The organism is Pseudomonas sp. KK4, assembly GCF_001984065.1.
Classification (GTDB): domain Bacteria; phylum Pseudomonadota; class Gammaproteobacteria; order Pseudomonadales; family Pseudomonadaceae; genus Aquipseudomonas.
The window spans coordinates 26,021-47,647 of record NZ_LYVP01000009.1 but is presented as its reverse complement, the minus strand read 5'-3'; the positions used below and the strand labels follow the sequence as shown (position 1 = coordinate 47,647).

18 protein-coding genes are annotated in these 21,627 nt (G+C 61.6%); 7 read left to right on the top strand and 11 right to left on the bottom strand.

Annotated elements, in window-relative coordinates; translation table 11 throughout:
- Positions 1-70: 70 nt before the first annotated feature.
- The 8 genes from B0W55_RS05685 to B0W55_RS05650 form a co-directional block, all read right to left on the bottom strand.
- The gene (locus B0W55_RS05685; RefSeq protein WP_077045040.1) at positions 71-1,666 is read right to left on the bottom strand and encodes an AAA family ATPase; all 1,596 of its coding nucleotides are present in this window, start codon (positions 1,664-1,666) and stop codon (positions 71-73) included.
- A gap of 10 nt (positions 1,667-1,676) precedes the next feature.
- A complete protein-coding gene (gene aroB, locus B0W55_RS05680; RefSeq protein ID WP_077045039.1) occupies positions 1,677-2,777 on the bottom strand; it encodes a 3-dehydroquinate synthase in 1,101 nt (366 codons plus the stop codon).
- A 151-nt stretch (positions 2,778-2,928) separates the two neighbouring features.
- Complete coding sequence (gene aroK, locus B0W55_RS05675) at positions 2,929-3,447, bottom strand: shikimate kinase AroK (protein ID WP_056725695.1); 519 nt, start codon at positions 3,445-3,447, stop codon at positions 2,929-2,931.
- A 4-nt stretch (positions 3,448-3,451) separates the two neighbouring features.
- A complete protein-coding gene (gene pilQ / locus B0W55_RS05670) occupies positions 3,452-5,527 on the bottom strand; it encodes a type IV pilus secretin PilQ (RefSeq protein WP_077045038.1) in 2,076 nt (691 codons plus the stop codon).
- 13 nt (positions 5,528-5,540) lie between these two features.
- The gene (locus B0W55_RS05665; protein WP_077045037.1) at positions 5,541-6,068 is read right to left on the bottom strand and encodes a pilus assembly protein PilP; all 528 of its coding nucleotides are present in this window, start codon (positions 6,066-6,068) and stop codon (positions 5,541-5,543) included.
- Positions 6,065-6,688: a type 4a pilus biogenesis protein PilO gene (pilO, locus tag B0W55_RS05660; RefSeq protein WP_077045036.1), complete on the bottom strand. Its 624-nt coding sequence runs from the start codon at positions 6,686-6,688 to the stop codon at positions 6,065-6,067. Before pilO ends, B0W55_RS05665 begins: the two co-directional genes overlap by 4 nt.
- On the bottom strand, positions 6,685-7,251 hold the full coding sequence (locus B0W55_RS05655; protein WP_077045035.1) for a PilN domain-containing protein: 567 nt from the start codon (positions 7,249-7,251) through the stop codon (positions 6,685-6,687). The genes pilO and B0W55_RS05655 overlap by 4 nt, the downstream gene beginning before the upstream one ends.
- A complete protein-coding gene (locus B0W55_RS05650) occupies positions 7,251-8,312 on the bottom strand; it encodes a pilus assembly protein PilM (protein WP_077045034.1) in 1,062 nt (353 codons plus the stop codon). Before B0W55_RS05650 ends, B0W55_RS05655 begins: the two co-directional genes overlap by 1 nt.
- 216 nt (positions 8,313-8,528) lie before the next feature.
- On the opposite strand from B0W55_RS05650, the gene B0W55_RS05645 reads away from it, so the two are divergent.
- A complete protein-coding gene (locus tag B0W55_RS05645) occupies positions 8,529-10,967 on the top strand; it encodes a penicillin-binding protein 1A (RefSeq protein WP_371807253.1) in 2,439 nt (812 codons plus the stop codon).
- 159 nt (positions 10,968-11,126) lie between these two features.
- Here the strand turns inward: B0W55_RS05645 and B0W55_RS05640 are convergent, their stop codons facing one another.
- From B0W55_RS05640 to rpmE, 3 genes are all read right to left on the bottom strand, one after another.
- Positions 11,127-12,395, bottom strand: coding sequence for a malic enzyme-like NAD(P)-binding protein (locus B0W55_RS05640; RefSeq protein ID WP_077045032.1), 1,269 nt, complete (start codon positions 12,393-12,395; stop codon positions 11,127-11,129).
- A 182-nt stretch (positions 12,396-12,577) separates the two neighbouring features.
- Entirely contained in the window at positions 12,578-13,366 is a 789-nt protein-coding gene (locus B0W55_RS05635) for a thermonuclease family protein (RefSeq protein WP_077045031.1), read from the bottom strand.
- 35 nt (positions 13,367-13,401) lie between these two features.
- Positions 13,402-13,620, bottom strand: a complete 219-nt coding sequence (gene rpmE, locus B0W55_RS05630) for a 50S ribosomal protein L31 (RefSeq protein WP_008047849.1) — start codon at positions 13,618-13,620, stop codon at positions 13,402-13,404.
- A gap of 291 nt (positions 13,621-13,911) precedes the next feature.
- Between rpmE and B0W55_RS05625 the strand changes: the two genes are divergently transcribed.
- From B0W55_RS05625 to B0W55_RS05600, 6 genes are all read left to right on the top strand, one after another.
- On the top strand, positions 13,912-16,131 hold the full coding sequence (locus B0W55_RS05625) for a primosomal protein N' (protein WP_077045030.1): 2,220 nt from the start codon (positions 13,912-13,914) through the stop codon (positions 16,129-16,131).
- Between the two features lie 265 nt (positions 16,132-16,396).
- Positions 16,397-18,133: an arginine--tRNA ligase gene (gene argS / locus B0W55_RS05620; protein WP_077045029.1), complete on the top strand. Its 1,737-nt coding sequence runs from the start codon at positions 16,397-16,399 to the stop codon at positions 18,131-18,133.
- Position 18,134: 1 nt separating this feature from the next.
- Positions 18,135-18,845: an SPOR domain-containing protein gene (locus B0W55_RS05615; protein WP_077045028.1), complete on the top strand. Its 711-nt coding sequence runs from the start codon at positions 18,135-18,137 to the stop codon at positions 18,843-18,845.
- A 264-nt stretch (positions 18,846-19,109) separates the two neighbouring features.
- Positions 19,110-19,649, top strand: a complete 540-nt coding sequence (gene hslV / locus B0W55_RS05610) for an ATP-dependent protease subunit HslV (RefSeq protein ID WP_077045027.1) — start codon at positions 19,110-19,112, stop codon at positions 19,647-19,649.
- A 53-nt stretch (positions 19,650-19,702) separates the two neighbouring features.
- Positions 19,703-21,040 (top strand): ATP-dependent protease ATPase subunit HslU, encoded by a 1,338-nt coding sequence (gene hslU / locus B0W55_RS05605; protein ID WP_077045026.1) that lies wholly within the window; start codon positions 19,703-19,705, stop codon positions 21,038-21,040.
- 204 nt (positions 21,041-21,244) lie between these two features.
- Positions 21,245-21,625 carry a gamma-butyrobetaine hydroxylase-like domain-containing protein gene (locus B0W55_RS05600; protein WP_077045025.1) on the top strand — a complete coding sequence of 127 codons (381 nt, stop codon included), beginning with the start codon at positions 21,245-21,247 and terminating at the stop codon, positions 21,623-21,625.
- Positions 21,626-21,627 lie beyond the last annotated feature (2 nt).

Sequence of the window (21,627 nt, the reverse complement as noted above, 5' to 3'; positions counted from 1 at the left end):
AAGAGGCGGCATGCGCTTGCAGAAATTTTGAGGTGCCGGGAGAGGCGGCCTGGGTAAGGCCGCCGAATCTTCAGCGAGTTGTTGCCAGTTCCTGTTGGACGCTGGCGACAGTGCGAGGCCAAGGTTTACCAGCCTGAACCTTCGCTGGCAAGGCCTTGATGGCGGTGACGGCTGCATCGCGGTTGGCGAAGTTGCCGTAGGTGATGACGTAAAGCGGCTTGCCGTTGAGCACTTTCTTGAAATAACGGTACTCGCCGCCCTGTTCCTTGACGAAGTTCTGGGCGGTGGCCTCGGAACTGGTGCCGAGGATCTGTACAACGTAGTTGCTGGTCGGTTGACCGGCGTACCAGGTACCGCCAGCGGCTTTGGCGGGTGCGGCGGCCGGCTTCTCGGCAGGCTTGGCAGTGGCGACAACCGCGGGTTTGGCCGGGGCTGGAGCCGGTTTGGCCACAGGCGCAGGGGCTGGTGCAGGCTTGGCGGTGGCGACCTGGGTCGGCGCCGGTGTCGGCTTGGCCGCTGGAGTCGGGGCAGGACCGGCCGGGACGCCCACAGGCGGCGCGGTCGTGGTTACGGTCGGCGGCGTCTGGCTGGAGCCCTCAACCGGCACGCCATCGTCGCCCTCGGTGATGCCGCCCGCCGCTTCGGCCAATGGGCCACGCATGACCGGCTGCGAATTACCGACCAACGGCAATGGCATCGGCTGCGTGTTGCCGGCGAATTCGACGGCCGGCGCACCGCCCGCTTGCGGCTGACCCTGGCCAAGCGGCAGTTGCGCCTGTTCATTGGCCGGTGCACCCGTGGTCGGTGCCTTGCTGCGACCTGGCATCAACCAGGCGGCGGCTACCGCGACCACGACGACGGCGGAAATCGCCAATACGTGTTTCTTCGGCATATTGAACCCCATACTTGGACGCTTGACCGCTAAGCGGCTGGCAATCATGGCTTCGATCATCGCATCGCGGGCGACCTGGTTGATGTTGCCAGGCCAACCCTCGGAGCTTTCGTGAATATCAGAGATCTGATCCGCGGTGAAAAGTTCGATACCCCGGCCCGCGCCTTCAAGCCGCTGGTCCAGATATTCGCGGGTCTCTTCTTCGGTGTAAGGCTGCAGTTCGATGACGTGAAAACGCTCCTCCTCAAGCTGCAAGGCTTCGAGCTGAGCGATCAGTGACGACTCACCGAACAGGAACACATGGGGACGCCCTTCCGGCGCACCGGCACCCAACGCCATCAAGGCTTCCAGAGCCGATTCGTCGAGTTGCTCGGCGTCATCCACCAGCAGATAGACTTCCTGGCCGGTCAGCGCCAATTGCACCACCTGATCCAGGATGGCGCCAATCTCGGCCTGGGCAATATCCAGGGCCTGGGCGACCTGGCGCAGCACGCCTGCGGCGTCGCCGGCGCCACGGGCGGACACCACCACACTCTGCACCGACTGTTTGTTGGTGCTGGCCACCAGCGCCTGACGCAGCAGCGTCTTGCCACTGCCCTGAGGGCCCGTGACCACCAGCAGCAACTGACTGTAGCGCGCCAGGTGATGCAACTGCCCGAGCACCGGTTTGCGCTGGGCCGGGAAAAACTTGAAGCCAGGGACCCGTGGCGCAAAGGGGTCATGGTTCAACTGGTAATGGCCGAGGAAAGCCTCGTCGGCATGCAAACTAGTCATCGCTTTCTTATTAACCTTTAAGCTGAGCCAGAGCGCGGTAATCCGCTCCCAGCGTGGCCTGTAGAACCTCTTTCGGATAATCGTCGGTCACCACCGCGTCGCCCATGCGGCGCAGCAGCACCAGGCGCAAGCGACCGTCGATCACTTTTTTATCTATTGCCATGTGTTCGAGGAAATCGGCCTCGGTCATCTCTTGCGGCGGGATGACCGGCAAACCGGCGCGCTGGAACAGGCGAATGCCGCGATCACGGTCCTGCTCGCTGATCCAGCCAAGACGCGCGGACATCTCCAGAGCCATCACGGTGCCAGCAGCGACCGCTTCACCATGCAGCCACACACCGTAACCCATATGGGTCTCGATGGCGTGCCCAAAGGTGTGTCCCAGGTTCAGCGTGGCGCGCACGCCGGTCTCTTTTTCATCGGCACCGACCACCGCTGCCTTGGCCGCGCAGGAGCGCTCGATGGCATAGGTCAGGGCCTGCTGATCCAGATTGCGCAGGCGATCGACGTTGTCTTCGAGCCAGGTCAGGAACGGTTCGTCGCAAATCAGGCCGTATTTGATGACTTCGGCCAGACCGGCTGACAGCTCGCGGGCCGGCAGGGTATTGAGCGAGGCGGTATCGATCAGCACCACATTCGGCTGATAGAACGCACCGACCATGTTTTTGCCCAGCGGGTGGTTGATGCCGGTCTTGCCGCCAACCGAGGAATCGACTTGCGACAGCAAGGTTGTGGGGACCTGAATGAAATCCACGCCGCGCTGGTAGCACGCAGCCGCAAAGCCAGCCATGTCGCCGATCACACCGCCACCGAGGGCTATCACCGTGGTGCGCCGGTCGTGCCGTGCGGTCAGCAGGCCATCGAAAATCAGCTGCAGGGTTTCCCAGGTCTTGAACGCTTCACCATCGGGCAGCACCACGGAAATCACCGAGAACTGCGCGAGGCTGCGGGTCAGACGTTCAAGATAGAGCGGCGCAACGGTTTCGTTGGAGATGATCGCTACTTGCCGTCCGCGAATGTGCGGGGCCAGCAACTCGGGCCGATCCAACAAACCTTCGCCAATATGAATCGGGTAGCTGCGCTCGCCTAGATCGACCTTGAGTGTCTGCATGTGTCCCCACAGTGAAGATGGAATCAGGCGTCCTGCCTTGAGTTATCGAAAGTCCGTGGCATCTGCTGGTGTGACGCCGCACCAGAGCCATCCGCCACAATCCTGAGCGGTTGTGGCAGGACGCCGAGGATAGCGCATTTCGCGCTGCGCATTAACGGGGAGGCAGCTGCTGCAAGCGTTCGAGAATATCGAGCACGACCATGCGCGGTGGCCGCTCATCGGTTTCCACCACCAGATCGGCGATTTCCCGATAGAGCGGATCACGGATTGCCAGCAGGTCGCGCAGGGTCTTGGCCGGATCGGCAGTGCGCAGCAAGGGTCGATTGCGGTCGCGGGAGGTGCGCCCGACCTGCTGCTCGACGGAAGCATGCAAATAGACCACCCGCCCGCCAGCATGAAGTGCCCGACGATTGGCTTCGCGCATGACAGCGCCACCGCCCGTCGCCAATACCACTCCGTCGTAATCGCACAGCTCGGCGATCATTGCCTGCTCGCGATCACGGAAGCCCGGTTCACCTTCTTTATCGAAGATCCATGGGATATTGGCGCCCGTGCGCAATTCAATTTCCTTATCGGAATCTTTGAACGGCAAGCGCAGCTCTTTGGCCAGCAACCGGCCGATGGTGCTTTTTCCAGCGCCCATCGGTCCTACAAGAATCAAATTTCGCACAGAATCAACGACTCACAGCAATCGCCTGGTTATTCATGATACGCGGAGTGAGAAACACCAACAGCTCGGATTTTTTCTCCGAAACCACGTCACGCCGGAAAAGGCGGCCAAGATACGGCACATCGCCAAGAAATGGCACCTTATCTACAACCTTGCTTTGAGTATTTGAGAAAACGCCCCCGATCACGATGGTCTCGCCGTCGTTGACCAGCACCTTGGCGTTGACCTCGTTTTTCTTGATCGGCGGTACATCCTGCACTTTGTTGAGGTAGTCCGGTTCATCCTTGGTGACCTTGACCTCCATGATGATCCGGTTGTCCGGAGTGATTTGCGGCGTGACTTCCAGGGACAGCGAAGCCTCTTTGAACGACACCGATGTGGCACCGCTGGAGCTGGCTTCCTGATAGGGAATCTCGGTGCCCTTGAGGATCTTGGCGGTTTCCTTGTCGGAGGTAACCACCTTCGGCTGGGAGACGATTTCGCCGTTGCCGGTCTTCTCCATGGCCGTGAGTTCGAGGTCGAGCAGGACGTTATCGGTGATGAACGCGATACCGATGCCAGAGGTGTTGGCTGCGGTGCCCATGTCGACGAACGGCGAGTTGGTACTGGTACTGCCCGGTGTACCGATGGTCGTTGAACCGTTGGCCCCGTTGCTGACGCCGGAGGTGTTCCAGTTGCCCTTGTTCTGGATCGAACCGCCCCAGCGCACGCCCAGGCTCTTGTCGTAATCCACGTTGGCCTCGACGATCCGCGCCTCGATCATCACCTGACGCACCGGAATGTCCAGTTGCGCCACGATGCGACGCAATTCGTCGAGCCGGTCCTGGGTCTGGTAGGCAATGATGTTGTTGGTCCGCTCATCGACGGTGATAGAACCCCGTTCGTCGACTTTCGCCTCGGCACTGGTGACGGACTGGAACAGCTTGGCGATGTCCGCCGCCTTGGCATAGTTGACCTGCAGCAACTCGCGGCGCAACGGCGCCAGTTCCTCGATCTGCTTTTGCGACTCCAGCTCCTGACGCTCCCGGGCGGCGATTTCATCGGCCGGGGCCACCAGCAGCACGTTGCCAATCTTGCGCTTATCCAGGCCCTTGGTTTTCAACACCAGGTCCAGTGCCTGATCCCAGGGCACGTTCTGCAGGCGCAAAGTGATACCGCCCTGCACCGTATCGCTGGCCACCAGATTGAGGTTGGTGAAGTCGGCGATCAGTTGCAGCACCGAACGCACATCGATGTCCTGGAAATTGAGCGACAACTTCTCACCGGTGTACGCCTGACGGCTGGCATTGCGTTTCTGCAGATCGTCGACGGTCATCGGCCGGATGCTGACGGTCAGCTTGTTGTCGGTCTGATAGGTCGAGTAATCGAAGGCACCGCTGGGCTCGATGGTGATGGTGGCCCTGTCACCGGTGGCACTGGCATTGACGAACTGCACCGGCGTGGCGAAGTCCTTGACGTCCAGGCGCACCCGCAGCGGTTCAGGCAGGCGGGTCCTGGCAAAGCCGAGCACGATCTTGCCTTCGCGCTCCTGGATCTCTGGTGCGATGGAGGGATCCGACAGGTCGATCACCACATTGCCTTCGCCCTGGGTTCCGCGCTGAAAATCCACGGCCCGGATGGTTTTCGAGCTTGCTACGGGGGCACGGGCCGGAGCCGGGGTAGCCACCGCGGCAGCCGGCGCTCTGGATGCCGTGCTCCTGGCTCCCTGCCCTATCACCACAAACAGGTTGTTGCCTTCGACACGCAGGTCGTAGGGGGTCAACTGGGTCAGATTGACGATCACCCGCGTGCGGTCATTGGCTTCGACCACCGTCGCGCTTCGGGCATTGCCGCTGCCGAGGTCGCGGGTCTTGCTCTTCAATTGGCTGGTCACCCCCGGCAAGTCCAGCGCGATCCGTGCGGGCGACTCGGTGGTGTAGCCACGGGGCGTCGGCGGCGGTGCATCGAACGCCAGCTTCAACTCGACGCGGTCCCCGGGCAGCGCAGCGACGTCCAGCGCCTTGAGGTTGGCCGCGTATACCATCGGCGACAGCAGCGCTATCCATAGCGACATCCCGAGGGTGGAGAAAATCCTGTTCATTGTTCGAGTTCCACTATGAGTGTTCTTTCAAAGGGATGGTCCGCGGCCGCTCCAGCCAGGCGCCCTGGCCGTCCGGGACGATTTCGACCACATCGACTTGTGAAGCGTTGATGGCGACGATCCGTCCATCGTTGCGCCCCAGGTAATCGCCAACTTTCAGCCGATGCACCCCGCCCGCACCGCGCAACAACGCGAAGGAGCCCGATGCATTGGAGATCGTGCCGACCATTTCAAACTGCTCGATGTTGAAACCCTCGAGGTATTGCTTGACCCGATTCGGGTCCGGCTTGACGTTGCGCGAGCCGTGCTTCTGGCCGGCCAGATCGACCCGGACCTGCCGCGAAAAGGGGCTGCGCAGGTTGGCCGCGTTGTAGGTGAATGTCGGGTAAGACCGGAATGTGGGCGTTGGTTCAATCTTGCCCGGCGCCCGCAGGCGCATTTCGTTCATGTAGGCGTCCAGGTCGCTGAAGTCGCTATCGCCGCCGCAGCCGGCCAGGACGGCCAGCACCAAGGCCAGGCAAACCCTGCTGATCGGGCTCATGGCTGCGGCCCCTTGTCGTTGTAGCGATAGGTCTTGGCCAGGATGCTCATGCGCAATTTGGGCCCACCCTCCGGACTGACTGGCGCCAGGTCGAAATCATGCAGGGTGACAATGCGCGGCAGCCCCGCCACACCGCTGACGAAAGTGGCCAGGTCGTGATAGGCGCCGGTGACGGTGATCTGGATCGGCAATTCGATGTAGAACGGCTGGGTCACCTCGGGCAGCAGCTTGATCTCCTCGAATTCCAGACCGCTGCCCAGGCCGGTACGGGTAATGTCTTCCAGTAGGCCGGGGACTTCGGTATCGCTGGGCAGTTGCCGCAGCAGCACGCCAAAAGAGTTCTCCATCTCTTTCATCTGCTGGGTGTAGAGCTCCAGATTCGCCGCCATGTGCGCCTTGCTGGCAAATTGCTCTTTGAGTGTCGACTCTTCTTCACGCTTCAGATGCAGCTGATTTTCGAGCTCGCTGGTGGAAAAGCTGTAGCCCAGGGCCATTACCAGGACCATGACCAGAGCACCCACCACCACCTTGATCGCCGGCGGCCAGGAGCCGATGTTATTGGTGTCCAGGTCGTTGATATCGATCTTGCGCAACCCCTCCAGCCATGCGGACAGACTCATTTCCCGTCCTCCACGGCTGCGGGCTGGGTCTGACGAACGGTCAGCTGGAACACGTTGGCCTGATCCAATTGACCGGCGGTGGTCGCCTTGACCTCCGTCAGGCTGGGCGCATCGAACCAGTCGGATGCTTCCAGATTGCGCATCAGGTCGGAAACCCGATTGTTCGATTCTGCCGCACCGGCAATCGACAAGGTTTTACCGGCCATTTTCACTTCCGTGAAATACACCCCGTCGGGCAATGTGCGCGCCAACTGGTCAAAAATTCGCCCACTGATGGGGCGGTTGCCTTGCAGGTCCTGGATGATTCGCATGCGCTCGACCAACTGCTGGCGGCGAGCCTTGAGATCGCTGATCTGTTTGATTCGCTCGTCGACCACCACGATCTGTTTGCCGATGTAATCGTTGCGGGCAATCTGCCGGTCTATGGCGCTGTTGATCACCTGGTTGGCGACCAGCACGGCACCTGCCGAGCCCACCAACACGCCCGCCAGAATCAGCAGGAAGCGCTTGCGACGCTCTTCGCGCAGCTCTTCGCGCCAGGGTAGAAGATTGATCCGCGCCATCAGTCGAAACTCCTGAGGGCCAACCCGCAGGCGATCATCATGGCGGGGGCGTCACTGGTCAGGGCCGCGGCGTTGACCTTGCTGTTCAACGTCATATCGGCAAACGGGTTGGCCACCTGGGTCGGCGTGCCCAATTTGTGCTCGATCAGCTGATCCAGCCCGGCGACCGACGCCGTACCGCCAGCCAGCACGATATGGTCGACCGCGTGGTACTGGCCGGAGGCAAAGAAAAACTGCAAGGAACGGGACACCTGTTGCACCAGCGCCTCGCGAAAGGGCTGCAACACTTCGCTGACGTAATCGCTGGGCAAACCGCCCTGTTTCTTCGCCAGCCCGGCCTGCTCGACGGTCAGTCCGTATCGACGCTGAATTTCTTCGGTCAACTGGCGGCCGCCGAACAGTTGCTCCCGGGTGTAGATGATTCGTCCGCCCAGCAGCACACTCAGGGTGGTCATGGTGGCACCGATATCGACCACCGCTACCAGGCGCTCCGGGGTCACCATCAACTGATTGGCCAGCAGGCCGAAAGAACGTTCCAGGGCATAGGCTTCGACGTCGACCACCCGGGCGGTAAGGCCCGCCAGGGTCAGCGCGGCCTCACGCACTTCGACGTTTTCCTTGCGACAGGCCGCGAGCAGCACGTTGACCCGCTCAGGGTTACGCGCCGATGCACCCTGAACCTCGAAATCGATGGCGACTTCATCCAGCGGATAGGGAATGTATTGATCGGCCTCGATCTTGAGCTGGCTTTCCATCTCGTCGTCGGAAAGGCCGGCATCCATCTCGATCGTCTTGGTGATCACCGCCGAACCGGCGACCGCCACCGCGACGTTCTTGACGCTGGTCCGAGCCTTGATCACCACACGGGCCAGGGCATGACCCACGCCCTCGAGCTCGGCGATGTTCTTCTCGGTCACCGCACTGGGGGGCAGGGGTTCGACCGCGTAGGCCTCGACACGATAGCGATCGCCCTGGCGGCTCAACTCCAGCAATTTCACTGATGTGGAGCTGATGTCGATACCCAGAAGCGTACTGGCTTTTTTATTGAAGAGTCCTGGCACTAGCAATTCCCTATGACTATCCGTGAGTTACGGACTCTGTAATGTGTCTTGCGTTCCATCCACCCGTCTTGACATTAGCCGCCAATGACGCCCGCGTTGGAAAAATGCTTATAATGCCCAGCGTTTTTTTCCGCTTTCCTCAAGCGCGGGCCGTTCGCCTTTACCCTGAACCCTGATGCCTCTTTCAATTTTGACCCTGGATATCCAAAAGCCTTGATTCGTCTGCTGAAATTTTTCGGTTGGTCCATCGTCGCGGTTTTCTGCGGACTGCTTCTGGGTCTGAGCGGGGCGTTTCTTTACCTTAGCCCCGGATTGCCATCCGTGGAGGCGCTGAGAAGCATTCAGTTGCAGATTCCGCTTCGCGTCTACAGCAGCGATAACAAGTTGATCGCTGAATTCGGCGAAATGCGCCGTACGCCAATCCGTTTCGCCGACATTCCCCCCAACTTCATCAATGCGTTACTAAGTGCTGAAGACGACAATTTCGCCAACCATTACGGCGTCGACCCGAGCAGCCTGATGCGCGCCGCCACTCAACTGGTCAAGAGCGGACACATACAGTCGGGCGGCAGCACCATCACCATGCAGGTGGCGAAGAACTTCTTCCTGACCAGCGAACGCAGCTTCTCACGCAAGACCACGGAAATCCTCCTGGCGCTGCAGATCGAACGCCAGCTGACCAAGGACGAGATCCTCGAGTTGTACGTCAACAAGATTTACCTGGGCAACCGTGCCTACGGCATCGAGGCCGCGGCACAGGTCTACTACGGCAAGTCGATCCGTGACGTCAGCCTGGCGCAGATGGCGATGATCGCCGGCCTGCCGAAAGCCCCGTCACGCTTCAACCCGCTGGCCAACCCGGCACGCAGCAAGGAGCGCCGCGACTGGATCCTGGGGCGGATGTACAAGCTTGGCAAAATCAGCGAGGCCGATTACACCGCCGCGATCAACGAGCCGCTGAACGCCAGCTATCACGTGCCGACCCCGGAAGTGAACGCCCCTTACATCGCCGAAATGGCTCGGGCCGAAATGGTCGGCCGTTACGGCAGCGACGCCTATACCGAAGGTTTCCGCGTCACCACCACGGTGCCGAGCAACCTGCAGGAAATGGCCAACAGTGCCGTTCATGAAGGCCTGATGACCTACGATCAGCGTCACGGCTATCGCGGGCCGGAATCGCGCCTGCCGGGCAAGACCCGTGAGGCCTGGGCGACCGAACTGACCAAACAGCGCACTATCAGCAGCCTTGAGCCGGCCATCGTCACCCAGGTCGACAAGAACGGTCTGCAGGTCCTGACCCGCACCGGCAATGAACACGTCAGCTGGGAAACGATGAAATGGGCTCGCCCGTTCCTCAATACCAACAGCATGGGACCCAACCCCAAGCAGCCGTCGGATGTGGCCCAGGTCGGTGATCTGATTCGCGTACAGCGCCAGGCGGACGACTCGCTGAAATTCAGCCAGATCCCGCAAGCCCAGGGCGCGCTGGTGTCCCTCGACCCACAGAACGGCGCCATCCGCTCGCTGGTCGGCGGTTTCGCCTTCGAGCAGAGCAACTACAACCGCGCCTTGCAGGCCAAGCGCCAGCCGGGCTCGAGCTTCAAGCCCTTCGTCTACAGCGCTGCGCTGGATAACGGCTACACCGCCGCCAGCCTGGTGAACGACGCGCCGATCGTGTTTGTCGATGAGTACCTGGACAAGGTCTGGCGGCCGAAGAACGACACCAACACCTTCCTGGGTCCGATCCGCCTGCGCGAAGCGCTGTACAAGTCGCGCAACCTGGTATCGATCCGCTTGCTGCAGGCGCTGGGCGTTGACCGGACCATCGACTACATCAGCAAGTTCGGTTTCAACAAGCAGGACCTGCCACGCAACCTGTCCCTGGCCCTGGGTACCGCGACCCTGACCCCGATGGAAATCGCCACCGGCTGGAGCACCTTCGCCAACGGCGGCTACAAGATCACTCCGTACATCATCGACAAGGTCGAGAGCCGCAACGGCGATACGCTGTTCGTCGCCAACCCGCCGAGCGTTCCGAAGGGTGGCGCCGCCAGCGACGGCATTGCCGCGCCAGTGGCCGAGGCCTTTACGGTCAACGCCACGCCAGCTGACGCACTGACAGCCCAACCGGCGCCCCAGGCTCCGGCCGTGGCTGAGCGCATTGTCGATGGCCGTACGACCTACATCCTCAACAGCATGCTCGAGGACGTGATCAAGCTCGGCACCGGCCGTCGCGCCCTGGCCCTGGGCCGCAGCGACATCGCCGGCAAGACCGGTACCACCAACGAATCCAAGGACGCCTGGTTCTCCGGCTACAACGCCGATTACGTGACCACCGTCTGGACCGGGTTCGATCAGCCGGAAAGCCTGGGCCGCAAAGAATTCGGCGGCACTGTCGCTCTGCCGATCTGGATGAACTACATGGGTGCCGCGCTCAAGGGCCTGCCACCCCACACCCAGCCAGAGCCTGAAGGCATCCTGAGCCTGCGCGTAGACCCGGTCAGCGGTCGTGCTGCGAGCCCGGGGACGCCTGGTGCCTACTTCGAACTGTTCAAGGCCGAAGACACGCCACCGTCGGTCAATGAGCTGGGCAACGGCAGCGCGCCGGGCAGCCCGCTGCCGGCGGACGAAGCGGCGCCGATCGATTTGTTCTAAAAGGCATCTGCAGGAGCGAGCTTGCTCGCGATGGACGTTAACGCTAACGCGTGTTGTGAATAAACGCGTCGCCCTTGAGTTCATCGCGAGCAAGCTCGCTCCTACAGAGCCCATAAAAAAACCCAGCACTTGGCTGGGTTTTTTTATGGCCGGCTGCTGTTAGCCGTTGAACACGTCATCCACGCTTTTGAGCGGGTAGTGCTTCGGATACGGCAGGGTCGCCACACCGGTCTCGATCGCGGCTTTGGCCACGGCGTCGGAGATCAGGGTGATCAGGCGGGCGTCCATTGGTTTCGGGATGATGTACTCACGACCGAATTCCAGCTTGATGCCGCCATAGGCATCGCAGACTTCCTGAGGCACTGGCAGCTTGGCCAGTTCACGCAGGGCGTTGGCCGCGGCCACTTTCATTTCTTCGTTGATGCGCTTGGCGCGAACGTCCAGGGCACCGCGGAAGATGAACGGGAAGCCCAGTACGTTGTTGACCTGGTTCGGGTAGTCCGAACGGCCGGTGGCCATGATCACGTCGCTACGGGTGGCGTGTGCCAGCTCCGGCGAAATTTCCGGGTCCGGGTTCGAGCACGCGAACACGATCGGGTTGGCCGCCATGGACTTCAGGCCTTCAGGGCTCAGCAGGTTCGGGCCGGACAGGCCAACGAACACGTCTGCACCTTCCAGGGCGTCAGCCAGGGTGCGCTTGTCGGTCGCGTGGGCGAAGACAGCCTTGTACTGGTTCAGATCGTCACGGCCGGAGTGGATCACGCCGGTACGGTCGATCATGTAGATGTTTTCGATGTTGGCGCCCATGCTCACCAGCAACTTCATGCAGGAGATGGCGGCCGCACCGGCGCCCAGGCAGACGATCTTGGCTTCCGGCAGGGTTTTGCCAGCGATTTCCAGGGCGTTGATCATGCCGGCGGCGGTGACGATCGCGGTGCCGTGCTGGTCATCGTGGAACACCGGAATGTCGCACTGCTCGATCAGAGCGCGTTCGATCTCAAAGCACTCTGGCGCCTTGATGTCTTCCAGGTTGATGCCACCGAAGGTGATGGAGATGCGCTTGACGGTGTCGATGAAGGCTTGCGGGCTTTCGGAGTCGACTTCGATGTCGAAAACGTCGATGCCGGCGAAGCGCTTGAACAGTACGCCCTTACCTTCCATCACTGGCTTGGAAGCCAATGGGCCGAGGTTACCCAGGCCCAGAATCGCGGTGCCATCGGAAATGACTGCAACCAGGTTGCCTTTGCCGGTGTATTTGTAGGCCAGTTCAGGATCGCGGGCGATTTCGCGTACTGGTTCGGCTACACCGGGGCTGTAGGCCAGCGACAGGTCGCGGGCGGTAGCGGTGGCTTTGGTGAGCTCGACGCTCAGTTTCCCTGGACGAGGATTGGCGTGATATTCGAGAGCGGCAGTTTTCAAATCAGACATGGGGGCATTCCGCTTTTACTGTTGGACAGACTGGTCAGCGAGGATACGCGCCTGGCAAAATCCCCACAAGACTGACCGGTCACCCCTGTCAACCGCCCTGCTTTACGACTTTTGGCCAAGAGCCGCGGAACACAAGGGGTGGACTGTTCACAATCGGCATAAAAAATGTCTACAATTTTTTATCACCGGATCACTTCGAGCATCGCCGGATCGGTCAGCGGTAACATCCAGCGCGCCTGACCATCCTGCAACCCACCGCGCCGCGAACGATCCAGCACCCAGCCGCGCGCCTCGACTTGCCTGCCCTTGAGCTTTTCCAGCGCCGCGGCATCGAAATGGCCGAGCAAATTGGGTGCAACACGCAATACAAGCGAATCCTGCAACTCGATCCAGATCCCGCCTCGATTACGCTGCACCCTGCTCACTCGGCCGCTGAGCACCGCAAAGCCGGAGGTCTTGATCTGATCCGCCTTCAGTACCGGCGACTGCCGCCAGATACCGAGTCCCGCCCGACGGGCACTGCGCTCCGCAGCTTGCTGACAGCCAACCAAATCGACATTCGGAGGGACCGCCACCAGAAAACCGAGGCCTTCGGCGAGCATTTGCGCTTCGAGGTTGGCGCCATCGGCACCGTAGACATGGGCCAGGGTTCGGCCGTAATGGTCTTGGCTTTCTTTACCGGGCAGTAAACCGACCCGTCCGTCGCTTGCCGCCACCAGGGCTTCGAGGCGTTTGCGCGCCGCCACGGCAAACGGCTCGTCGGAGCGGCCTTTCTTGCCCAGCTCAGGCGTATTCAAGCCGATCATGCGCACACTGCGGCCGTCGCTCAGGCGCAATGTGTCGCCATCCACCACCCGCTGCACCGTCACTGACGACAGGCCGCCCGGCGCCGGGCACAAGGCCTGGGCTGACGATAGCCAAATCGCGGACACAAAAAAGGCGCCCACAAGGGACGCCTTTTTCATCAGCATGGAAAAACCGTAGCGGCTTCCCAAGTTGACAGGCCTTAGGCCTTTTTCGCGCCGAAAGCACCGAAACGGTCGGCGAAGCGCTGTACGCGGCCGCCAGTGTCCAGAGTCTTTTGCTTACCGGTGTAGAACGGGTGGCATTCGTTGCACACGTCGATCGCCAGGGCTTTGCCGAAGGTCGAACGGGTTTCGAACTTGTTGCCGCAGCTGCAGGTAACAGCAACTGCTGGGTATTCTGGATGGATATCAGCTTTCATGGTGTCTTCCTCAGGCTAGCGTGCCGCCACCCAACACTATTGTTGAATACCGCACGTAATTAGGCCGCGGATTCTACCAGACAATGCCATTCGCGCAAGCTGTCGCTTCTACCGACCGTCTGCTAGGCTCCCGACCTTGAGCGCGATGCCATTGTGGGAGTGGGCTTGCTCGCGAAAGCGGTGTATCGGCCCGCAATAACGTCGACTGACACGACGTCTTCGCGAGCAAGCCCGCCCCCACAGGTCATGCCCAGCCCCTCTTTCATTGCCCGCTTATCGAGAATTCCCCGCGTGCCCGACGCCATTTTGCGCCTCGCCCTGCCTTCGCCGCTGCGCCGTCTGTTCGACTACCGTGCTCCCGCCGGGGTCCTGCGCGCCCAGTTGCAGCCTGGCATGCGCCTGCGGGTGCCATTTGGCCGGCGGGAGATGATCGGGATCCTGGTGGAGATCACCGATACCAGCGAAGTGCCGGCGGAAAAGCTCAAGCCCGCCCTGGCGCTGCTCGACGCCACGCCACCGTTGCCACCGGCACTGTTCAAGCTGTGCCTGTGGACGTCCCAGTATTATCAGCACAGCCTGGGCGACACCTTGAGCTGGGCGTTGCCGGTGTTGCTGCGTCAGGGCGAACTGGCGGAGGCGCGCCAGGAGCGCTTCTGGTCCGCCGCTCCCGGCGCCAGCCTCGACGACCCACGTATCGCCCGTGCCCCGCGCCAGCGAGAGGCCCTGGCGACTCTGGCGCAGCACCCCCATGGCGTGGCCCATCAACTGCTGAGCAAATTGATGCTGAGCAAGGACAGCCTCGATCTGTTGCTGGCCAAGAACCTGGTGCAGGTCGAAGTGCGCAAGCACGCCCCCGGCGCCCGCCACGAACACTGGCTGGCCCAGCCGGAGCTGCCGCTGAACCCCGAGCAACAGGCCGCGTGTCAAGCGATTCGCGCCGGTTTCGACAGTTATCACGCTTTCCTGCTGGCCGGCGTGACGGGCAGCGGCAAGACCGAAGTGTATTTGCAGCTGATCCGCGAAACACTGGAGGCCGGGAAACAGGCACTGGTGCTGATCCCGGAGATCAACCTCGGCCCGCAGACCCTGGCGCGCTTCGAACAGCGCTTCAACGCCCGCATCGCGCTGATTCACTCGGCGGTCAACGATCGCGAGCGACTGGACGCATGGCTGGCTGCCCGCGACGGCGAGGCCGATATCATCATCGGCACCCGTTCGGCGCTGTTCACACCGATGAAAAACCCGGGGCTGATCATCATCGACGAAGAGCATGACGGCTCCTATAAACAGCAGGAAGGCCTGCGCTACCACGCCCGGGATCTGGCGCTGGTGCGCGCCCGACAGGAAAACATTCCGATTGTGCTTGGCTCGGCCACGCCTTCTCTGGAAAGCCTGCACAACGCCTATACCGGGCGCTATGGCCTGCTGCGGCTGAACGAGCGCGCCGGCGGTGCCAAACAACCGCGCTTTCTGCGCCTGGACGTTAAAAGCAGGCCGCTGGACAGCGGCATTTCCGGGCCGATGCAACAGGCAATTGGCCAAACCCTTGCAGCCGGCCAGCAAGTGCTGGTGTTTCTCAACCGCCGAGGCTTCGCGCCGACGCTGCTCTGCCATGATTGCGGCTGGATGTCCGAGTGCCAGCGCTGCGATGCGCGCATGACCGTTCATCAGCGATATGGCGAACTGCGCTGTCACCATTGCGGCTATGTCGAGCGAGTGCCGCGCCAGTGCCCGAAGTGCAACAAGGTCGATTTACGGCCGGTGGGCGCCGGCACCGAACGGGCCGAAGAGCGCCTGGCGATCCTGTTTCCGGACTATCCGGTATTACGCGTCGACCGCGACAGCACTTCGCGCAAGGACGCGATGAATCAACTGTTCGCCACCATCCAGAAGGGCCAGCCGTGCATTCTGGTGGGCACGCAGATGCTCGCCAAAGGGCACCACTTTCCGCGGGTAACCCTGGTGTCGATTCTCGATGCCGATGGTGGGCTGTTCTCCGGCGACTTCCGCGCCAGCGAACGCATGGCGCAACTGATCGTCCAGGTGGCCGGGCGCGCTGGCCGCGCGGAAGAGCCGGGCAAGGTGATCATTCAGACGCACCTGGCCGACCATCCGTTATTGGTACAACTGACCGAGCAAGGCTACTTCGCATTTGCCGAACAGGCCCTGAGCGAGCGCCGCGCGGCGGGCCTGCCGCCCTTTGCGCACCTGGCATTGCTGCGGGCCGAAGCGCACAAACCGGGTCAGGCCGAAGGATTTCTCGACGAAGCGTGCAGCGAGGCCGAACGCCTGTTGACTGAACAGAACCTGACCGGTATTGAGTTGCTGGGGCCGGTACCCGCGCCGATGGAACGCCGGGCCGGGCGCTATCGCGCGCAGCTATTGGTGCAAGCCACGGCCCGGGCGCCGTTGCATCGGCTGCTGGCCAGTTGGTTGTTGATGCTGGAGCAGATGCCGAGCGGGCGGGCGGTGCGCTGGTCGCTGGATGTTGATCCCGTTGATTTGTATTAACCAGGCAACCGGTAGCGAGGGAGCTTGCTCCCGTTCGACCGCGAAGCAGTCGCAAAAATATCGAGGCTTGCGATGAATCGAACCCCCTGAGTTCAGGCTCGCTTCGCGGCCCAACGGGAGCAAGCTCCCTCGCCACGGGTAATCATCCGCCGTAAGTCCGCAATGAACCTACAATGGTTGGCAAGCCCGCCTTCGCAACGGATAATGCCCAGTTTTTCCACCAGCGCACCTTGCGCCGCCGCGCTTGCGGTCGAAAGAGAAGACCATGAAAGACACCATTCGCCAGCTGATCCAACAAGCCATCACCCAACTCGTCAACGAAGGTGTGTTGCCTGAAGGCCTGTCGCCGGCGATCCAGGTGGAAAACTCCCGCGACAAGAAGAACGGTGACTTCGCCAGCAACATCGCAATGATGCTGGCCAAGCCTGCGGGCATGAAGCCGCGCGATCTGGCCGAGAAAATCATCGCGGCCCTGCCGGCCGACGAAAACGTCAGCAAGGCCGAAATCGCCGGCCCAGGCTTCCTGAACTTTTTCCAGAACACCGATGCCCTGGCAACCCGCCTGGACGCCGCCCTGGCCGATGCGCACATCGGCGTACGCAAGGCCGGCCCGGCGCAGCGCACCGTGGTTGACCTGTCGGCGCCGAACCTGGCCAAAGAGATGCACGTCGGCCACTTGCGCTCGACCATCATTGGCGACGGCGTGGCCCGCGTCCTGGAGTTCCTGGGCGATACCGTCATCCGTCAGAACCACGTGGGCGACTGGGGCACCCAGTTCGGCATGCTGATGGCCTACCTGCAGGAAAACCCGATCACCAGCGACGAACTCTCGGACCTGGAAAACTTCTACCGCGCCGCCAAGCAGCGCTTCGACGAATCCGAAGAATTCGCCGACCGCGCCCGAGGCCTGGTGGTCAAGCTGCAGGCCGGTGACGCCGATTGCCTGGCGCTGTGGACCAAGTTCAAGGACATCTCGCTGTCCCACTGCCAGAAAATCTACGAACTGCTGAACGTCAAGCTGACCATGGCCGACGTGATGGGCGAAAGCGCCTACAACGACGACCTGATCAACGTGGTCAACGACCTCAAGGCCGCCGGCATGCTGGTCGAAAGCAACGGCGCGCAGTGCGTGTTCCTCGATGAATTCAAGAATGCCGACGGCGACCCGCTGCCGGTGATCATCGTCAAGGCGGACGGCGGTTACCTCTACGCCACCACCGACCTGGCGGCCGTGCGCTACCGCAGCGGCACCCTCAAGGCCGACCGCGCCCTGTACTTCGTCGACCAGCGCCAGGCCCTGCACTTCCAGCAAGTGTTCGCCGTGGCCCGCAAGGCCGGCTTCGTGACGCACCCGATGGAAATGGAACACATGGGCTTCGGCACCATGAACGGTGCCGATGGCCGTCCGTTCAAGACCCGCGACGGCGGCACTGTGAAGCTGATCGATCTGCTGACCGAAGCCCAGGAGCGCGCCTACACCCTGGTCAAGGACAAGAACCCGGAACTGGCCGAAGCCGACCTGCGCAACATCGCCAAGGTGGTGGGTATCGGCGCAGTGAAATACGCCGACCTATCCAAACACCGCACCAGCGACTACAGCTTCAACTTCGACCTGATGCTCAACTTCGAAGGCAACACCGCGCCGTACCTGCTGTATGCCTACACCCGCGTGGCCGGTGTGTTCCGCAAGCTGGGCAAGGACTTCAGCGAAGTCGAAGGCCAGATCGTCCTGGAGGCGCCGCACGAGCACGAACTGGCAGCGAAACTGGCGCAGTTCGGCGAAGTGCTCAACAACGTATCCGAGAAGGGCACGCCGCACATCCTGTGCACCTACCTGTACGACGTCGCCGGCCTGTTCTCCAGCTTCTACGAGAACTGCCCGATCCTCGCCGCCGAGACCCCGGAACAAATGCAGAGCCGCCTGCGCCTCGCCGCGCTGACCGGACGCACCCTCAAGCAAGGCCTGGAACTCTTGGGTCTGGAAACTCTGGAGCGTATGTAAGTTGGCTGCCAAGAAAAAACCTGCACCCAAACGTGGCGCCAGCCGTTACCAAGCTCCAGCGAAGCAACCGATCCCGGGTTGGCTGTGGATGGCGATCGGCCTGACGGTCGGCGCGTTCATCGTGTTCCTGATGAAGCTGGAGCCGGGCAAGGGCAGTGACACGGTCAAGCGCGAGAAAGTGGAGCAGCAACAGAAAGCCACCAAGATCGCCGAGGCCAACAAGACCCCGCCGAGCCCGACGCAACCGGTGAAGCCCAAGTACGACTTCTACACCCTGCTGCCGGAATCCGAGGTGATTGTGCCGCCGGATGCGGTGCCGGAAAAAACCCTGCCGACACCGCAAGTGCCGGCCGTGCCGACCACGCCGGTGACGCCAGCGGAAGCGGCAAAAATAGACACTGCCCGCGCCCAGGCCGCCCTGTCCGGGATCACCCCGCCGCCAGCGCCGCCCGTGACCAAGGCGGCGCCGGTGACCAAGTTCTTCCTGCAGGCCGGTTCGTTCCGCAAGGAAACCGATGCGGACAAGGTTCGGGCGCAGATCATCCTGCTGGGGCAGGCAGTGGCGGTGGAGTCCGGCACCGTGAAGGACGAGACCTGGTATCGGGTTTTGGTGGGGCCGTTCAGCAACCGCGAGCAACTGACCACCGCGCAGAAGCAACTGGCGGGCGCCGGGTTCAGCAATTTGTTGTTACAACAACGCCAGAGCCGCTGACCCTTTCTCCGATCGTTCCTACGCTCCGCGTGGGAACGATCAACACCGCGTCATCGTTCATCGCCAGCAGGCTGGCTCCCACAGGTTTGGCGCCCCCCCCTGTGGGAGCCAGCCTGCTGGCGATGGTGTCATGTCCAACACTACATATCCCCGTTTGATAGACACCGCTCGTCCCCTCTCCCGCCCCGCAGTTGAAATCCTCTCCACCACCCCCATATGAATGGGCATAAGGCACTTTCGCCCCGCTGTGTGGAGACTCTTCCCTTGACCACCATCGTTTCAGTTCGCCGCCACGGCAAAGTCGTCATGGGCGGCGACGGCCAGGTATCTCTGGGCAATACCGTGATGAAAGGCAACGCCAAAAAGGTCCGTCGCCTGTACCACGGTGAAGTTCTTGCCGGTTTTGCCGGTGCCACGGCAGATGCCTTTACCCTGTTCGAACGTTTCGAGGGTCAACTGGAGAAACACCAGGGCCACCTGGTTCGTGCTGCCGTCGAACTGGCCAAAGAATGGCGCACCGACCGCTCCCTGAGCCGCCTGGAAGCGATGCTCGCGGTCGCCAACAAGGACGCTTCCCTGATCATCACTGGCAACGGTGACGTGGTCGAGCCAGAAAACGGCCTGATCGCCATGGGCTCCGGTGGCGCCTACGCTCAGGCTGCGGCCAGCGCGCTGCTGAAAAAAACCGACCTGTCGGCCCGGGAAATCGTCGAGACCGCCCTCGGCATCGCCGGCGACATCTGCGTATTCACCAACCACACTCAGACCATTGAGGAGCAGGACTGCGCCAAAGGCGACGAGTAAGTCTGTTTCGGCTGCACGCCACGACTCATTTCGTTAAAGGTCCGTCAAATATTATGTCCATGACTCCCCGTGAAATCGTCCACGAACTCAATCGCCATATCATCGGCCAGGACGATGCCAAGCGCGCCGTCGCCATTGCCTTGCGTAATCGCTGGCGCCGGATGCAGCTGCCTGAAGAGCTGCGCGTTGAAGTCACCCCCAAGAACATTCTGATGATCGGTCCGACCGGTGTCGGTAAAACCGAGATCGCCCGTCGCCTGGCCAAACTGGCCAATGCACCGTTCATCAAGGTCGAAGCGACCAAGTTCACCGAAGTCGGCTATGTCGGCCGCGACGTCGAGTCGATCATTCGCGATCTGGCCGATGCCGCGATCAAGCTGCTGCGCGAACAGGAAATCACCAAGGTTCGCCACCGCGCCGAAGATGCCGCCGAAGAGCGCATCCTCGACGCCTTGCTGCCACCGGCCCGCATGGGTTTCAGCAACGACGACGCGCCGGCCTCCGATTCCAACACCCGTCAGCTGTTCCGCAAGCGCCTGCGCGAAGGTCAGCTCGATGACAAGGAAATCGAGATCGAAGTCGCGGAAATGTCCGGTGTCGATATCTCCGCGCCTCCGGGCATGGAAGAGATGACCAACCAGCTGCAAAGCCTGTTCGCCAACATGAGCAAGGGCAAACGCAAGAGCCGCAAGCTCAAGGTCAAGGAAGCGCTGAAACTGGTGCGCGATGAAGAAGCCAGCCGCCTGGTCAACGACGAAGAGTTGAAAGCCAAGGCCCTGGAAGCGGTCGAGCAGCACGGCATCGTGTTCATCGACGAAATCGACAAAGTCGCCAAGCGCGGCAATGTCGGCGGCGCCGACGTGTCCCGCGAAGGCGTGCAGCGCGACTTGCTGCCGCTGATCGAAGGCTGCACCGTCAACACCAAGCTGGGCATGGTCAAGACCGACCACATCCTGTTCATCGCTTCTGGTGCGTTCCACCTGAGCAAACCGAGCGACCTGGTGCCGGAACTGCAAGGTCGCCTGCCGATTCGCGTCGAGCTCAAGGCCTTGTCGCCGCAGGACTTCGAACGCATTCTCAGCGAACCGCATGCATCGCTCACCGAGCAATACTGCGCACTGCTGAAAACCGAAGGCCTGACCATCGAGTTCCAGCCGGACGGCATCAAGCGCATCGCCGAGATCGCCTGGCAGGTCAACGAGAAAACCGAGAACATCGGTGCCCGTCGCCTGCACACCTTGCTTGAGCGTCTGCTCGAAGAAGTGTCGTTCAGCGCCGGCGACCTGGCCAGCGCCCACGATGACAAGGCGATCCAGATCGACGCCGACTACGTCAACAGCCACCTGGGCGAATTGGCGCAGAACGAAGACCTGTCCCGTTATATCCTGTAGGTCACATTCTGTGTGAGCGGGCTCCTGTGGCGAGGGAGCTTGCTCCCGCTGGGTCGCGAAGCGGCCCCAAAGCCAGCGATGCGGTCCATCAGAAAGACCGCACTCTCTGGACTTACGACTGCTGCGCAGCCGAGCGGAAGCAAGCTTCCTCGCCACAGGATCACCCGCCGACACAGGGCCTCAATAAGACGGAAGACCGGCCCCATGACAACCCAACTACCCACCGACATCAAACTGCACAAAGCCTCGAGAACCCTGACGCTCACCTACGCGTCCGGCGAGGAGTACACCCTGCCTGCCGAATTCCTGCGCGTGCATTCACCTTCCGCCGAGGTCCAGGGCCACGGCAAACCCATCCTGCAATTTGGCAAGATCAACGTCGGCCTGACCAAGCTGGAACCGGCCGGTCAGTACGCACTGAAATTGACCTTCGACGATGGCCACGACAGCGGCCTGTTCACCTGGGAATACCTCTACGAACTGGGGCGACGTCATGACGCACTCTGGGAGGATTATCTGGCCGAGCTCAAAGCCGCCGGAAAAACCCGCGACCCGAACGAATCGGTCGTCAAGCTGATGCTCTAGTC

What these genes read in the sequence shown, in the direction of transcription:
- B0W55_RS05685 (WP_077045040.1), bottom strand. Translation starts at nt 1,666, where the DNA reads ATGACTAGTTTGCATGCCGACGAGGCTTTCCTCGGCCATTACCAGTTG.
- aroB (WP_077045039.1), bottom strand. Translation starts at nt 2,777, where the DNA reads ATGCAGACACTCAAGGTCGATCTAGGCGAGCGCAGCTACCCGATTCAT.
- pilQ (WP_077045038.1), bottom strand. Translation starts at nt 5,527, where the DNA reads ATGAACAGGATTTTCTCCACCCTCGGGATGTCGCTATGGATAGCGCTG.
- B0W55_RS05665 (WP_077045037.1), bottom strand. Translation starts at nt 6,068, where the DNA reads ATGAGCCCGATCAGCAGGGTTTGCCTGGCCTTGGTGCTGGCCGTCCTG.
- pilO (WP_077045036.1), bottom strand. Translation starts at nt 6,688, where the DNA reads ATGAGTCTGTCCGCATGGCTGGAGGGGTTGCGCAAGATCGATATCAAC.
- B0W55_RS05655 (WP_077045035.1), bottom strand. Translation starts at nt 7,251, where the DNA reads ATGGCGCGGATCAATCTTCTACCCTGGCGCGAAGAGCTGCGCGAAGAG.
- B0W55_RS05640 (WP_077045032.1), bottom strand. Translation starts at nt 12,395, where the DNA reads ATGTCTGATTTGAAAACTGCCGCTCTCGAATATCACGCCAATCCTCGT.
- B0W55_RS05635 (WP_077045031.1), bottom strand. Translation starts at nt 13,366, where the DNA reads ATGCTGATGAAAAAGGCGTCCCTTGTGGGCGCCTTTTTTGTGTCCGCG.
- rpmE (WP_008047849.1), bottom strand. Translation starts at nt 13,620, where the DNA reads ATGAAAGCTGATATCCATCCAGAATACCCAGCAGTTGCTGTTACCTGC.
- argS (WP_077045029.1), top strand. Translation starts at nt 16,397, where the DNA reads ATGAAAGACACCATTCGCCAGCTGATCCAACAAGCCATCACCCAACTC.
- hslU (WP_077045026.1), top strand. Translation starts at nt 19,703, where the DNA reads ATGTCCATGACTCCCCGTGAAATCGTCCACGAACTCAATCGCCATATC.
- B0W55_RS05600 (WP_077045025.1), top strand. Translation starts at nt 21,245, where the DNA reads ATGACAACCCAACTACCCACCGACATCAAACTGCACAAAGCCTCGAGA.